Here is a 14,429-nt window from a genome sequence, read left to right as displayed (position 1 = left end):
CCGATTATGGTGGATGCTCTTACATAAATTCAACAAAATCATTGCATCCTTGACACTGCGTGATGAATTTATTGTTGGCTGCACCTTTCGCTGAAACAACCGAATCAAATATCATTTGTTGAATTATTAAAAAATCAATATAAATCAATTACGTAAGCTCTGTTTGTGGCATTCGCTGCAATTCCCCCTGACAAATTTTCAGAAAAAATTCCGTCGTTTTATTGACCTTCTGTCTTTATGCAAATACTCTCTGTAAGCGCTTTCAGAAAATTATCAGGCAACAGAACTACTGAAGAACCGCTGAAAGTACATCAGTGTTGTACCAACAGCGCCGCTATGCGGTGCTGTGGCATAAAAAAATAAATTAACAGGACAAGCGACATGAAAAAACGAACACCTTTGGCCGGTGCCTGCTGGGCTGGCTTGTTGCCTGCGCTGTTGTGGGGTTGTGGTGGTGGCAGCGAAACCAACACCGATCTCACTGCAGTTGATGTAAGCAAACCCGCGACAGGCTGGAGTTTAGTCTGGAGTGACGAGTTTAATGGTCCAACGGTGGACGATAAAAAGTGGAACTTTGAAGTCAACTGTGCCGGCGGTGGCAATAACGAAAAACAATGTTACACCGCAAGCACCGAAAACGCCTTTATCAAAGAAGGCATGCTGAACATAGTGGCGAAAAAAGCACCGGATGGCGCGGAAAAACCATATACATCAGCCCGCCTCACCACCAAAAACAAAGCCGACTTTAAATATGGCCGTTTTGAAATGCGCGCCAAACTGCCCGCAGGGCAGGGCAGCTGGCCGGCGTTCTGGATGATGCCAACCGACTCCATTTACGGCGAATGGCCGCGTTCGGGCGAAATTGACATTATGGAAGCGGTGAACCTGAAAACGCCTGGCGCCGAAGGTAAACCAGAAGCCTTTGTGCATGGCACCTTGCATTATGGCAAGTCGGCACCAAACAACGTCAGCTCAGGCAAAGCTTATGCACTGCCAGGCGGTAAAAACCCAGCCGACGATTTCCACACTTATGCCGTGGAATGGCAACAGGGTGAGATCCGCTGGTATGTCGACGACTATCTGTACGCTACACAGCGTCAGTCTGAAGTGCGTTTTAACAGCAAACAACAGGCGGTGGGTTTAAAACACCGTGGCTGGTTCGCCGAATATTACGACCAAATCACCGGCAAACTGACCACCTTTTGGAATACCGCACCTTTTGATCAGAAATTTTTCCTGATTTTAAACCAGGCCGTGGGCGGTAACTGGCCGGAAAACGTCAATAACAAAGGTGTAGATCCGGCGGCTTTTGCCAATGGTCAGTCTTATATCATTGATTATGTACGGGTATTCCAGTGTGAAGCCAATCCGGCTACCGGCAAGGGTTGTGAAACCATCAGAGCTGGTTATGACAAAGCCGATGACGCTTTAGTCGAAGGTAAAGCACCAATTCCGGTGCCACCGTCAGATGGTGTGGCCCGTAACCTGACCATTTTTGACAATGTAGTGAACCCAAGCTGGCCAGGCTGGGACTGCTGTGGTGGCAGTACACCAACAGTGGTAAATGACCCAGGCCGTGGTGGTGTGATGGAATTTAAAGTGGGCGCCTCGCCAACAGTCAATGGTTTTATCAGCCGTGCTGAATTTATTAAAGATCCGGCTGGAGCACCTTCACCTTTTGACGCCTCGCCACTATTAGATAAAGGCAGCTTAAGTTTTGCCATGAAGCTGGTGTCTGCACCAAATAACCCGGGCGCCGCCTGGAAGGTGAAAGTAGAAAGCAACAATGCTGCTACTGCAGTAGAGCTGGACATTACCGCCAGCAACGAAGGTAAAACACCGCAGGTTGGCGTGTGGCAAACCTATACCTTCCCACTGAAAAAACTGGCTGATGCTGGCCTGGATTTATCCGCCATTGACGTGGTGATGATTTTCCCGGCCTGGGGCAGTGGTGAAGGCGCGCTCTACCATGTTGATGATGTAAAAATTGCCGGTGCCTCCTCACCTGAGCTGGTGCTGTTTAAAGATCAGAAAAACCTCGACTGGCCAATGTGGGACTGTTGTGGTGGTTCAACACCCACCGAAGAGATGGACGATGAAGCGCACGGCATGACCGCTGAATTTAAAATTGGTGCAGCGCCAACTGTAATGGGCTTTATTACCCGTGCTGCCAATGGTGGCGGTAACAAACCTTTTGACGCCACAGCTATTTTACAAGGCGGAGTACTGCGCTTTGAAATGAAAGTGGTGAGCGGCACTGCCAATCCGGCCACAGCCTGGAAATTTAAAGTTGAGTCGAACAATGGCGCCGAAGCTGTTGAACTGGATTTAACCGCCAGTACCGAAGGTAAAGCGCCTGTGACAGGTCAGTGGCAGACCTACACTTTCAAAATTGCTGATTTAGCCGCCAAAGGTCTGGATGTCAGTGCTATTGACGTGGTGATGGTGTTCCCGGCATGGGGTGAAGGCAGTGGTGCAGTGTATCGTATTGATAACGCGCGTTTTTATGACCCAACAGCGACGCCGGCTCTGGGCCTGCAGCTGTTCACCGACGCTGCTGCGCCGCAGTGGAAAATCTGGGATTGTTGTGGTGGTTCAACCCCAACAGTAGAAGATGACGACGCCGCGCACGGCAAAGCTGCTCAGTTTGTCATTGGCGCAGCGCCAACAGTGATGGGCCTGCTGGCGGACGATAAAGTCTATTACGACGCCACCGCCTTATTGGCAACCGGTGTGGTGCGTTTTGAGCTGAAAGTGATCACGCCTCCGTCCAATCCGGACGCCCAGTGGTTATTTAAAATTGAAGCTTTTGATGCAGCAAGCGCCGTAGAGCTGAAACTCAGTGACAGTCTGGAAGGGAAAGCCCCTGTGACAGGTCAGTGGCAGACTTACACCTTCAAACTGAAAGACTTAGCCGATAAAGGCCTGGATGTCAGCGCCATTGACGTGCTGATGGTGTTCCCGGCCTGGGGCATGGGTAACGGCGCAGTGTACCGGCTGGACAATGTGGCTATTGCGGCTGAATAACAGCGGCAGAATATAACAATATCACCACAGGCCGGCACTGGTCGCGCCTGTGGTCAGAAGAGATCCGCGACCAAAGCTTAAAGTGCCAGGGGCACCAGATAAAAAGCAGCTTTGGGAAGCAACAACATCACAGGTTGAATTATGCATACAGCAATTTTCACAAAAAGCCGCATCGCGACAGCCCTGTCGCTGGCACTGGCCGGCACCTTGTCCTGGCCTGCTTTGGCGCAGCAAACGGATGCCGCCGATACAGCAAAAACCGAAGAAAAAGTAGAAGTTATTGAAATTAAAGGTATTCGTGGCAGTTTGATCCGTTCTATGGATATTAAACGTGAAGCCAATGGTGTGGTCGACGCTATTTCTGCTGAAGAAATGGGTAAATTCCCCGACACCAACCTGGCAGAATCGCTGCAGCGTATTACCGGTGTGTCGGTCAGCCGCGCCAATGGTGAAGGCAGCCAAATTACTGTGCGTGGTTTTGGCCCCGACTTTAACCTGGTGACTTTAAACGGCCGCCAGATGCCGGGCACAGGTTATACCCGCTCTTATAATCTGGAAAACTTATCTTCTGAAGGTGTGAGCGCTTTAGAAGTGTATAAAACCGCCCGCGCCGAAAACCCAAGTGGTGGCCTGGGTGCAACGGTCAATATTATTACCACAAAACCTTTGAATAACCCTGGTTTGCATGCGTCGGCTTCGGTCAAAGGTATTTACGACAGCTCCAATGAGAAGGGTGATGATGTCACCCCTGAGCTGGCGCTGGTGGTCAGCGACACACTGCTGGATGACAAATTTGGTGTGTCTTTGTCGTTGTCGCATCAGGAACGTGATTTCCAGAAACAACAAGCCAATATTCAGGGCTGGCAGGCCAATGTGGCACTGCCCAATAATTTAGCGGCCGATAAAGTCAAGGATGCCCGGCCAGTGGGCGCGGATGGCAAGCCCAGCGGCAATTATTATTTCCCCAAAGACATGAACTACAGCATTGAAGATGTTGAGCGTGAGCGCAGCAACGGTCAGCTGACGTTCCAGTTTGCGCCTGTCGACAACTTTGTCGCCACACTGGATTACACCGCCAGCCGCGCCATGACCGGCAGCGAAAGTATTGGCTGGGGTATTTGGAACGAATTTGGCGGCAATATTAATGCGTACGAGCTCGACAGCAACGGTACCGCGCTTTATGCCGATATTGGCGGTAATGACGGCTCTTTTACTGCCAATAAAGGCAGCACTGAAGTCAAAGCCGACTCTGTGGGTTTAAACCTCGACTGGCAACTCAATGACGATTTAAACCTGAGTCTGGATTACCACGACTCCAGCAATAAAACCGACAACGGCGCCGACAAGGGCCTGGGCAGTCAGGGTCAGGTGATCCTGGGTTCAGATCAGCTGCTCAGCAAAGTATACGACTTCCGTCAGGGCGAAATTCCGCATGCCATGGTGTACTGGAAAAACGGCACTGAAGAGTTAAAAGCCGGCGAAATTGACTCTAACTTCAGTCAGTTTATTCATTCACCGGGCGAAGCCAGCATTAAACAGCTGCAGCTCGATGGCCAGTGGATGAACAATGTGTTTAGCCTGCCGTTAACCAAAGTTGATTTTGGCGTGGCCCGCACCGAACAAACCATGGGCGGCTATCAGGGCTGGAGTGGTTTGCGCGGCGGCCCGGGTTTTAACCCGGCTTATCCGCAGATTTTCCCGGATTCGATGTTTGTGCGTCACAGCACCAGCAACTTCCTCGACAGCTTTAACGGTGGCGGCAGTGCGCTGAAACCGCATTATTACTACAGCTACAATTTTGACGAAGCGGTTGCACGTCAGCTGGCGTTTTTAACTGCAGCGGTAATGGGCGGTGATGTTTATTCAATTGACCCTTATTTTGACGGCATCGACAGTGAAAGCAGCGTGGAAGAAAAAACCGACTCTGTGTATTTGCAGTCGCAGTGGGAAGGAGAGTGGCTCTCTACACCTCTTTGGCTGAACGTCGGTGTACGCTACGAAAAAACCGACGTCACAAGTTTAGTGCGTCAGCGTGTGGAAACTCAGGTGAACTGGGAAAGTGCTTCTGAGTGGATCACCCAGTACCAGCAAGGTGGCACAGCCAACTTCCTGGAACAACAGGGTGAGCACGACGTGGTGCTGCCGATGTTTGATTTAAAAGCCGAAATTACCGATGACCTGATTGGCCGTTTCTCCTGGGGTAAAAGTATTTCCCGTGCACCACTGGGCTTTTTGGCCGGTGGCAGAAGTTTAAGCGGCAGTCCAAAACCGGGCGCGCGCAGTGGTAGCCAGGGCAATACCAACTTATTGCCGTTTGAATCCACCAACCTGGATTTAAGCCTGGAATATTATTATGCCGAAGGCAGTTATGCTGCAGTTGGTTGGTTTAAAAAGGACGTGGATAACTTTATCCAGACCACTATTACCGAAACCACCATTGAAGGCCTGCGTGATATTTTAAACGGCCCGCGTTATTTAAAAGCAGTGGCCGATATTACCGCCCGTGGTGAGCAACCGACCAGCACCGCTATTTTTGAGCAGATGCTGGCCAACGGCAATGGCAACAGCGAAGGCAAAATTGAGCCAGCAGCTGATGATCCACTGATGGTGTGGAATATCAGCCAGCCGGCCAATACCGACAGCAAATCGGTGGACGGTTTTGAACTGGCGATGCAGCACCTGCTGTGGGATACAGGTTTTGGTGTAGGGGCCAACGCCACTTTTGTGCAGGGTGATGTGGAGTTTGACGTCAACAGTCTGCAACAACAGGCACCGCTGACCGGTTTAAGTGATTCGGCCAACTTACAGCTGTTTTATGAAAACTACGGTTGGTCGGTGAAAGTGACTTACACCTGGCGTGACAAATATCTGATTGGGGTAGGTCAGGCACAGGGTTCGTCGGACGCTCCACCACAATTTGCCAAGAGTTATGGCCAGTGGGACTTAAGCGTGAACTACGATGTGACGCCAGAGCTGACGGTATTCTTTGAGGGCATTAACCTGAACGATGAAACCGAACGCGGTTATGGCCGTTACGAAGAGCAGTTCCTGTTTGCCCGTCAATATGGCCCACGCCTGACGCTGGGTATGAGATACGCGCTGGAGTAAAGCTCGCTGTTTAGCAAGCCAATTAAAACGCACTGACCTTGTTCAGTGCGTTTTTTTTCGGCGTATTGACCAGCTTCGTTGCCGGTATGGTGCCGTGCCTGCCGCCTCTGCTGTGCGCAGGGCTGCAACAGCAAACATGAAGGCAGGCGCAGTTGAGGATGACTGTCATTGATAACAAATTAACATTTGGCTAGGATACAGGACCATTTGGTAAACTCCGCAACTTTTAAAATGGCGGATACAAGGACGTTTTGATGAAGCTCAGCTCAGGTTTTTATGCGTTATTACTTTTAGTTACCACGTCCGCTCAGGCGAACAAGATGATCTACGCCGATGTGCAGGTCAGTGAGTTAGCCCCCACGGCAGAAGCTGCAATCTGGCAGCGCAGCGACAACACCACACCTTTATATCCGATAGTACTGGCCAAAAACGGCATTTCGGGTTGTGGCATTTTTAAAGTGCAAATTCAACAAGATGGAGAAGTTGATAAAGTCAGCCTGGTGCAGTCGGTGCCGGCCAGAGTCCTGTCCAAAGCGGGCATTAAAACAATAAAAAGCTGGAAATGGCAAAACAGCAGTGGCAAAGCAGCGGCTGCGGAAGAAAAACTGATCCGGCTGGATTTTTGTATCGGCGGCGCCAGTGTGGCGGAGGCTGAGCAGCGCTGTAAGTTGCAGGCGAGCCTGGCTTGCGAGAGCAATGCGGGTTAACAACGAAAACCAGATTGCATGCCACTGCAGTAAAGATCCAGTGCAATAAAGAACCACTGCAGTTCAAAGCGGGCGCTTTGCAGCATCACAATGCCGGCAGTGGTCCAGGCCATCTTTGGCGCCAGCGCTGGTTTTTGCTAAATCGTCGACAATAAAATACTGGTTTCGCTATTAAGAATGCCGTCAATTTCCCGCACTTGCCGAAGTACCACATCAAAAGTGGGCAGGTCGGCCGCCTGAATTTCTGCCACCAGATCCCAGGCGCCGTTGGTGGTGTGTAACCTGGTCAGTTCCGGAATACCGCGCAGTTTTTTAATCACCTGGGCGGTCGACTTGCCGACCACTTCAATCATCATAATGGCGCGCACAGCGCCGGTTTCCAGATGCTGATGCACCCGCACGGTAAAACCAATAATGGCGCCGCTGGCTATCAGTCGGTCCAGCCGGTTTTGAATAGTGCCACGCGACACTTTTAATGTGTCGGCCAACGTGGAAACCGCAGCCCGGCCATCTTTTCTTAATTCAGCAATCAGTGCGTTGTCGAGCGAATCATAACGGGAATTTTGCATGGTGAGCCTGGGTGAATAACAGCATCAATAAACAAATTGTATATTTGTACCTGACAAAAAGTCAGATGTTGACACAAATTTTGTAATTTTTTGCCATTTTGACTGACATGAGCAGCCATTAAAATAGCTGCATTAAAAGCCGGGCGCTGATGCAGGCACAAGCTTGCCGGCCGCTCGCGAGATAATGAGTTGCTGCTGATGTCAATACGAATGCCAGGGCCAACGCCAGGACAAACGCCAAGGCCAAGGCTAATACTCAGGCCAAAGCGCAGGGCTGCGCACATTGCAGCTAAGCCAGCACAACACAGATAAAACACCATCACTCAAGGAATTTCATATGCTTCACAGGCCGCAGGCACCTTCAGCCGTGGTGATGATAAGGCCCCACCATTTTTGCTCTAATCCGCAAACCATGCCGGACAACGCTTATCAGACCGACCATGCTGCGAGCTCAGCTAGCAGCAACACAGCAGAGCAGGCGATTGCAGCGCTGGCCTATCAGGAAGTCAGCGTTGTTGCAGAGCAGCTGACTGCGCATGGCGTTAAGGTGCATTTATTTGAAGATGAATCCAAAAGCACACCGGATTCAGTCTTTCCCAATAACTGGTTTTCTACCCATGCCGATGGCCAAATTGTGATTTATCCTATGTATGCCAAAAACCGCAGGCTGGAGTATCGCGCTGATATTATTGAGTTTTTGCAGCGTGAGTATCAGGTGCAGGCGGTGCACAATTATGCTTATCTGGCTGAGCAGGGGCTATTTGTTGAAGGCACAGGCTCGCTGGTGATTGACCATCCACATCAGCTGGCTTACGCGGTATTGTCAAAACGCACAGACGCCACCCTGGTGCCGGAGATTTGCCAACAGCTGCAGTTAACCCCTGTGCTGTTTCAGGCCTTTGACGAGCAAGGCCTTGCTGTGTACCACACCAATGTAATGATGTGTGTGGCCAGCCAATTTGTACTGATAAGCCTTGAGATGGTGCCGGCTGCGCAGCGCCCGCTGTTGCTTAAACATTTTGCGCAAAGTGGCCAGCAAGTGATTGATTTAACACCCGCACAAATCCGCCATTTTTGTGGCAACGCACTGGAGCTGATGGGCAGCGAGGGACCTTTATTGGCACTGTCACAAACCGCTTATCAGGCGCTGACACCTGAGCAGATGGCACAAATCAGCCAATTCACCACTTTGTTGCCGCTTGCGGTGCCCACCATAGAATCGGCCGGTGGCTCTGTGCGTTGTATGCTGGCCGGTATTCACCTGCAAGCCCGTAACTGACAGCACAACAGCGCCTGTACGCCAGCATCTGTGCATAAGTCCTTCATCAAAGCGCGGCAGCAATATTGCTGCTGCGCTTTTGCCATCAGCTTCTTGCCATCAGCTATTCGCGATATGGGCTTGGTAAACTCAGTGCTGTGCCCGCGCTGGGCCATTGCCTGCAAAAAGCCCGGCCAACCATCATTTAAATAGCGCTGAACCACGCAAAATTATCCGGATAAACTGGTGCAATAAAGAAGCTATACAGCATGCAGCTATCTGTCTACACTGGGATTTTCTGCCGCCAGGAGGCCCTCAATGAGCCAGCTGAACCTCAATCGCCCCGACGATTTACAACGCGACTGCGTGGATGACTTTTTTGAAGATTTCCGCGACGCTTACGAGCAGTGTGAAAGCACCTTGCTGGAGCTGGAGCAGCATCCGCAGCAACCGGAACTTTTGCACGGTATTTTCCGCGTGGTGCATACCATCAAAGGCAATCTGGGTTTTATCGGGCTGTTTTCGCTGATCCCACTGCTGCAAAGTCTGGAAGATGTGCTGGATGATATCCGCAAAGGCCATATGGCTTATGACAGCGCACTTTGTGATGTGATTCAGCTGACGCTCGACCGCACCCGGCAATGGGTAGAGGCCAGTATTCACGACAGCGCCAAACCCATGACCACAACCGCCTTACAGCAGATTTGTCAGCGCTTAACCGGCCTCACCAGCGTGGATGAACGCTCGCGTACTGTGCGTATTCGTCAGGTGCTGGGTTTGTTGGATCCCAATCACCCGCAGGCGCTGGCAATAAAAGATGAAGTACCGGATCTGGTGAGCAGCACAGTGGGCGCGCCTGATAGCGCAGGGCCTAAAAGTGCATCGGCGGTGGATGCCTGCCGGCGGTTACTGCAGTATTACCGCATCCGGATGGACGCCGACCTGGAGTTTTTTATTCAGTTATTACCGGCACTGGAAGAGCGTCATCCCAACTGGCAAGGGCGCGCGGCACGCCAGCTGTTTTTAGCTTTGGAAATGAACCGGCTGGCAGGCGGCAAAGTTGACCAGCTACAGCTGGTGGTGGCCGTGATGCTGCATGATATTGGCATGGCGTTTTTACCACTGCAGATGCTGGATGCACAGGGCAGGGCCGATCCGGCGCAGCTCAGTGTCTGGCAGCGCCATGTGGAAATGGGGGCGTCTTTGGTTGCCAGTTCGCCACGCTGGCAAGACGCCGCAGCCATGATCTGGCAGCACCATGAACATCAGGACGGCAGTGGTTTCCCACACCAGATGGCCGCAGAAGATATCAGCGACGGTGCGCGGTTATTGCGTATTGTCGACGAGTTTGACTTACTCACCAGTCAGCAGCAGGCGCAGGAAACCAATAACAGGCAGTTGATCAAAGCGCTGGTGGAAATTAATCAGGGGGCTGGTACTAAATTCGACCCATTCTGGGTGTCAATGCTGAGCGAAGCGGTGAAGTTACATAAACAGCATTTTCAGCGTTAATGGTGCTGAGCAGGTGCCCTGTCATGTGCTAACGGCAAAATAAAAAAGCTCACTGTCATTTACTGAGGTGAGCTTTTTTCATGGTTTCAAAAGCTTAAGCTTGCAGACCTGCCTTTATAACCTGCCGGCACTTCGATGGTTATAAATACGGATGGTCATTACAATCAGAATAGTGGCAATCAAAGCGCTGCTGGCATGGTGCATCAGCAAATGGCCCATAATAAAAGCCGGCACGTCCTGCCAGCCATCAATCAATAATAACTTCAGCAATAACAAGCCATAAGCTGCCAGATGCAGGTAAATACCGGTGCGGAATATTTGGCCAATGCGCTGTTGCAGCGGCTGGCTTAAGTTGCTGCCAAATAGCCGCAGCAGGATAAGCGCCAATACACAAAGACCCAGCGTGACCAGGCCTAAACCCAGCAAAGAGGTTTTGACGACGACGGCACTGGCGAGATACCAAGGCAACATGTTGTTTTTCTCCTTATTTTGCAATTGCGTATTTGTGGCACTGCAGGCTTTGCAACCCTTGGCCGCTCAGGGCAAAGCGGCTGTTTTTTTGCAGGTCGCAGCTTTAGATTGGCCTGTGGTTGAATGGCGCGGATTTTACTTGAAGCAAAGAGGGTTGTCTTTTGGCTATCGATGGTTTTGTCGATAACTCCTGGGGGGTTGGTCGCAGGTTTTGTTCTTTGCAGGGCAACTGGGTTGGGTAGATATCGGGGCTGTTTGTTCAACTGTGTGGGTTACAGTTTTGGAGCTCACAGTATATTAAACCGGCTTGGTTGACGCCTGCGGCATGGCTTGTTGTGGTTTTTAGCTTGCAGCTGCTGGAGCTGTGAAAGCGGAGACTCGCCTCCGCAGGCGAGTCACTTTTTGTATCGACAAAAAGTGACGCAAAAAACGACCCCGGGATCGCTCGAAAGCCCGTTGTTTTGACTCGCTTTTGAGGCGCCGCCAAAACTCGGCAAGCGCTACCGTCGCTTGCCTCAAACAGTTGTCGGCTTAAAACCTCAAAACCGGCCAAAACAACTGCTCGCTTTACGGGGGAGGAAAAGCGCAGGCGCAGGCAGGTTGATTAGGTTTTAGTAGGGAGGCTAATTGTGGCTTTTGTCTTATGTAAGAGATTTGTTGCGAATTAACTATACGGTTTTACCCAAGCTTTCACGCTTACCGGAAAATTTGGCGTTGATATAACCACTTGTCGTTATTGATATTTCTGTGTAACTTCAAAACTTCGTTAGAAGAAAAAAGGGACGAGCCACGATTTAAAGCGTGGTTTATCCCGTTGATTAAGTTGTTATCTTGTAAAAAGCAATGTCGATGCAATTGCGCTTTTGCGGTACGTTCGGTGGTTTAGCCCGTTCGTTTCCACAACGCCGGTTGTCATTGCGCAACTGGCCTGAAAGGGCAGTGAAACGTAATTAAAACCGTTGGCGTCTTGCGCCAACGACCCGGAGGCGGCAGCTTGGTTTTATCATTTTGCTGTCATTAGTTTTTAAATTGTACGGCTGGCGCTGGTTGTTGCACGGTTTGCTAACAAGGCACGCCACTCGCGGCCTGCGGCCGCTGGGACGTTCACCAAGGTTCGCGCCCGTGCGTTTATAGTTAGGTGCCACATGACAGACCACATTGCAAAACTAAAAACTCCAAAAGACTGCGCAGTCTTTGAAATAAACGCGACAGAGCGTGGACGTCCCGATCTTGCATTAGCCGCTAGAAAGCGCGCAGTCGAACTTAGAGCTATTGAGCACGGTGCAACAACAGACGTCGAGCGCGAGTGTTTAGAAGCGGTATTTGCCTACGAGCAAGTGCTAAGCGCAAAGAACGGAAAGAAAACTCGTGCTTCTCGTACATGGCCCATGATTGAGCGTCATGGAATACTTGAGGCAGTTGAGCGGGCAGTTAATCGAAAAGAAGAAACAGTTGGCTACACTGCTCTTGTCGAAATGGGGCTTGAAGATTATGCATTTGAAGCAGTGATACTTCGGCATCCTAGTTACTTTTCAGCAAGCGCTGTTCAACGCTCACAAGAGCGTATCAATCAGCACAATGGCACCTAACTAGTGGTTCAGGTCGTTCGCTTCGCTCACTCGGGACCGGCTAAAGCCGGCCCCTTAACCAAACGTTATGTGAATTTTTGAAAAAGGAGTTTTCGTGAAGAGACTAATTATCTGTTTGGCAGGTTTAACGTTCTTAAGTGCCAGTACTTTGGCCGATGATTTTGACTACGATGTTTTTGTTAAAACATATTTTGATGCTCAGGTCATGACTCAACAACCGAATGCGACCAAAGAAGACCTTGAACACTATTTGTCATTTCTTACTGATGATATTGGTAATCAGCATTTCCCAAATGCACCTGATGACTCGAGGGAGCCCGGCGGTAAAGAAATGATGCGTAAAGGAATGAGTCGCTATCTCGGCGTCCATACAGAGTATGAAGCCGAGATTATTGGCTATCAGTATGGCTATAACGCTGTTTCAATAAAACACAAATTTTCAGCTAAAGGTAAGCGATCGGACGGTTCTGATTTTAGCTACAGCAAAGTTGCATTAGATGTACTTGAACTTGAAAACGGTAAAGTCTCTGTTATCCGTCGGTACAGTGAATAATTCACATAACAAGCAAAGGCAGCCAACGCTTAACAGCGCGAGGCTGCATTGAGCGTTATACACCAAAATAGAGAGCAACAATGAACAAAGGAACATTGACCTTCTTCTGTGGAAAAATGGGGGCAGGAAAATCTACCAAAGCTAGCGAAATCGCACAGAAAGGCAATGCTGTATTGCTTTCAGAAGATGAATGGCTTACGTCACTTTACCCAAATAAGATTTCGTCACTAAATGACTATATCGAATATTCGAATCTACTTAAGCCGCAAATTAAAAAGCTTGTTCAATCCATGTTGTCTGCGGGAACCAATGTGGTGATGGACTTCCCGGCAAATACTCTGTCACAAAGAGATTGGTTTCGGAGTATTTTCTCCGAGGTTGAAGCTCCACATAATTTGGTATACATCGACTTGTCAAATGAGGTCTGTTTAAAACAGATTGAAAAACGGCGCGAAGCACAGCCTGAAAGATCGGCAACTGATACACCAGATATGTTTGAGCTGGTTACAAAATATTTTATGGCGCCCACCGCCGAGGAAGGCTTCAATACAACCAAAGTAGCGCAAAATACATAACAAGGCGCTGCTACGGAAATTTACGCGCTAGCGCTCCCAAATTTCCGCTGCTGGCGGCGTTAGCCGCTAAACAAAAGGGGATCCCTCAGGGTCAGGTCTTGCGTTTTGCTCTAATGCTAATGAGTTTGTTTTTTCAGTCAGGTGTGCTGATGTTTTGATTTTGAGTCTATTACGGTTGGGCAATCCCCCCCAGGGCTTTCATTTATATTTTGTATACCTAATCCACGGCACTGCATTATTCATAAGGCAATGAACATCATTTGATGTATATACTGCGGCAGTTCTAAATTCTCCGAAAAATAAAGCATGATAGTTGCTTGATTTTTCTTCTATATATAAAACATCGTTTGGGTTCAATTGGATGGCTTGCCCGTCAATTGTATTGATAATTCTTTCTGATAAATCAATAGAAATCTCTTGAGGTGATTTTAGGAAATAATAAACATGATGAAATCCATATAATAGAATGCAAGGAAACATTGATTTCAAAACAAGTTCTTTAAATTCAAATTCAGCTTTCCCAGTTCCTCCTGTAAAAACAAGAGCTGCGCTAATCGCCAATAACGCCAAAAATACTAAAAGTTTAGCTATATCAATTTTTCTATTGAACACTATTTTTTTCATAAATAAAATTTGAGCTTGCAAGCATATTGCGAGCTATCTCCTTATGCCTATTTAAGGGGGGAGCTTACACTCTGGTTGACTAATTGCACAGCTGAAATCGTCCTGCAGTGATTAACTAATTTTGGCCATATCGTTGTAGTTTGAACAGTAGTAACCCGTAGCAATATGAAATGGATAACGCACATTTTTTAACGTTTTAGCAATGCGGTGAAGTCTGGAAACGTTTTAGCGCAGTAATCTGTTGATTGCCTGTAATGTCTGCTTTGAATCAATTGTATCAGGTCTTTTTTCTTGCCAATAAACCAACACCGGAAGTTACACAGCGAGCATTCAAAAGTGAGCGCAGTAGGCGCGGACGGTGACCTTTCCCCCAAATTTAAGACCATGACATTGATGAGATTTCCAATAAAATGGAACCAATGGAGATCTCAAAATG

The 14,429-nt window shown here is 49.2% G+C and carries 11 protein-coding genes; 8 read left to right on the top strand and 3 right to left on the bottom strand.

The window, feature by feature from the left end; genetic code table 11:
* Positions 1 to 381: 381 nt before the first annotated feature.
* The 3 genes from N3Z11_RS10360 to N3Z11_RS10350 all read left to right on the top strand — a co-directional run bounded on the left by N3Z11_RS10360 (position 382) and on the right by N3Z11_RS10350 (position 6,842).
* The gene (locus tag N3Z11_RS10360) at positions 382 to 3,027 is read left to right on the top strand and encodes a glycoside hydrolase family 16 protein (RefSeq protein WP_260657110.1); all 2,646 of its coding nucleotides are present in this window, start codon (positions 382 to 384) and stop codon (positions 3,025 to 3,027) included.
* A gap of 141 nt (positions 3,028 to 3,168) precedes the next feature.
* Positions 3,169 to 6,135 carry a TonB-dependent receptor gene (locus N3Z11_RS10355; protein ID WP_260657109.1) on the top strand — a complete coding sequence of 989 codons (2,967 nt, stop codon included), beginning with the start codon at positions 3,169 to 3,171 and terminating at the stop codon, positions 6,133 to 6,135.
* Positions 6,136 to 6,389: 254 nt separating this feature from the next.
* A complete protein-coding gene (locus N3Z11_RS10350; protein ID WP_260657108.1) occupies positions 6,390 to 6,842 on the top strand; it encodes an energy transducer TonB in 453 nt (150 codons plus the stop codon).
* A 137-nt stretch (positions 6,843 to 6,979) separates the two neighbouring features.
* Here the strand turns inward: N3Z11_RS10350 and N3Z11_RS10345 are convergent, their stop codons facing one another.
* Entirely contained in the window at positions 6,980 to 7,411 is a 432-nt protein-coding gene (locus N3Z11_RS10345; RefSeq protein WP_260657107.1) for an Lrp/AsnC family transcriptional regulator, read from the bottom strand.
* 337 nt (positions 7,412 to 7,748) lie between these two features.
* On the opposite strand from N3Z11_RS10345, the gene ctlX reads away from it, so the two are divergent.
* Positions 7,749 to 8,690 carry a citrulline utilization hydrolase CtlX gene (gene ctlX / locus N3Z11_RS10340; RefSeq protein ID WP_260657106.1) on the top strand — a complete coding sequence of 314 codons (942 nt, stop codon included), beginning with the start codon at positions 7,749 to 7,751 and terminating at the stop codon, positions 8,688 to 8,690.
* A gap of 297 nt (positions 8,691 to 8,987) precedes the next feature.
* Positions 8,988 to 10,181 (top strand): HD domain-containing phosphohydrolase, encoded by a 1,194-nt coding sequence (locus tag N3Z11_RS10335; protein ID WP_260657105.1) that lies wholly within the window; start codon positions 8,988 to 8,990, stop codon positions 10,179 to 10,181.
* A gap of 114 nt (positions 10,182 to 10,295) precedes the next feature.
* On the opposite strand, the gene N3Z11_RS10330 is transcribed toward N3Z11_RS10335, so the two are convergent.
* Positions 10,296 to 10,652 (bottom strand): hypothetical protein, encoded by a 357-nt coding sequence (locus N3Z11_RS10330; RefSeq protein ID WP_260657104.1) that lies wholly within the window; start codon positions 10,650 to 10,652, stop codon positions 10,296 to 10,298.
* A 1,145-nt stretch (positions 10,653 to 11,797) separates the two neighbouring features.
* On the opposite strand from N3Z11_RS10330, the gene N3Z11_RS10325 reads away from it, so the two are divergent.
* From N3Z11_RS10325 to N3Z11_RS10315, 3 genes are all read left to right on the top strand, one after another.
* On the top strand, positions 11,798 to 12,241 hold the full coding sequence (locus N3Z11_RS10325) for a hypothetical protein (protein WP_260657103.1): 444 nt from the start codon (positions 11,798 to 11,800) through the stop codon (positions 12,239 to 12,241).
* Between the two features lie 94 nt (positions 12,242 to 12,335).
* Positions 12,336 to 12,794 carry a nuclear transport factor 2 family protein gene (locus N3Z11_RS10320; RefSeq protein WP_260657102.1) on the top strand — a complete coding sequence of 153 codons (459 nt, stop codon included), beginning with the start codon at positions 12,336 to 12,338 and terminating at the stop codon, positions 12,792 to 12,794.
* A gap of 80 nt (positions 12,795 to 12,874) precedes the next feature.
* Positions 12,875 to 13,369, top strand: a complete 495-nt coding sequence (locus N3Z11_RS10315; protein WP_260657101.1) for an AAA family ATPase — start codon at positions 12,875 to 12,877, stop codon at positions 13,367 to 13,369.
* 198 nt (positions 13,370 to 13,567) lie between these two features.
* On the opposite strand, the gene N3Z11_RS10310 is transcribed toward N3Z11_RS10315, so the two are convergent.
* Complete coding sequence (locus tag N3Z11_RS10310; protein WP_260657100.1) at positions 13,568 to 14,014, bottom strand: hypothetical protein; 447 nt, start codon at positions 14,012 to 14,014, stop codon at positions 13,568 to 13,570.
* Between the last annotated feature and the right edge of the window lie 415 nt (positions 14,015 to 14,429).

The sequence above is a fragment of the Rheinheimera sp. 4Y26 genome (assembly GCF_025245835.1).
Lineage (GTDB): Bacteria > Pseudomonadota > Gammaproteobacteria > Enterobacterales > Alteromonadaceae > Pararheinheimera.
The sequence above is the reverse complement of the archived record's forward strand: the minus strand, read 5'-3'. Positions and strand labels throughout refer to the sequence as shown.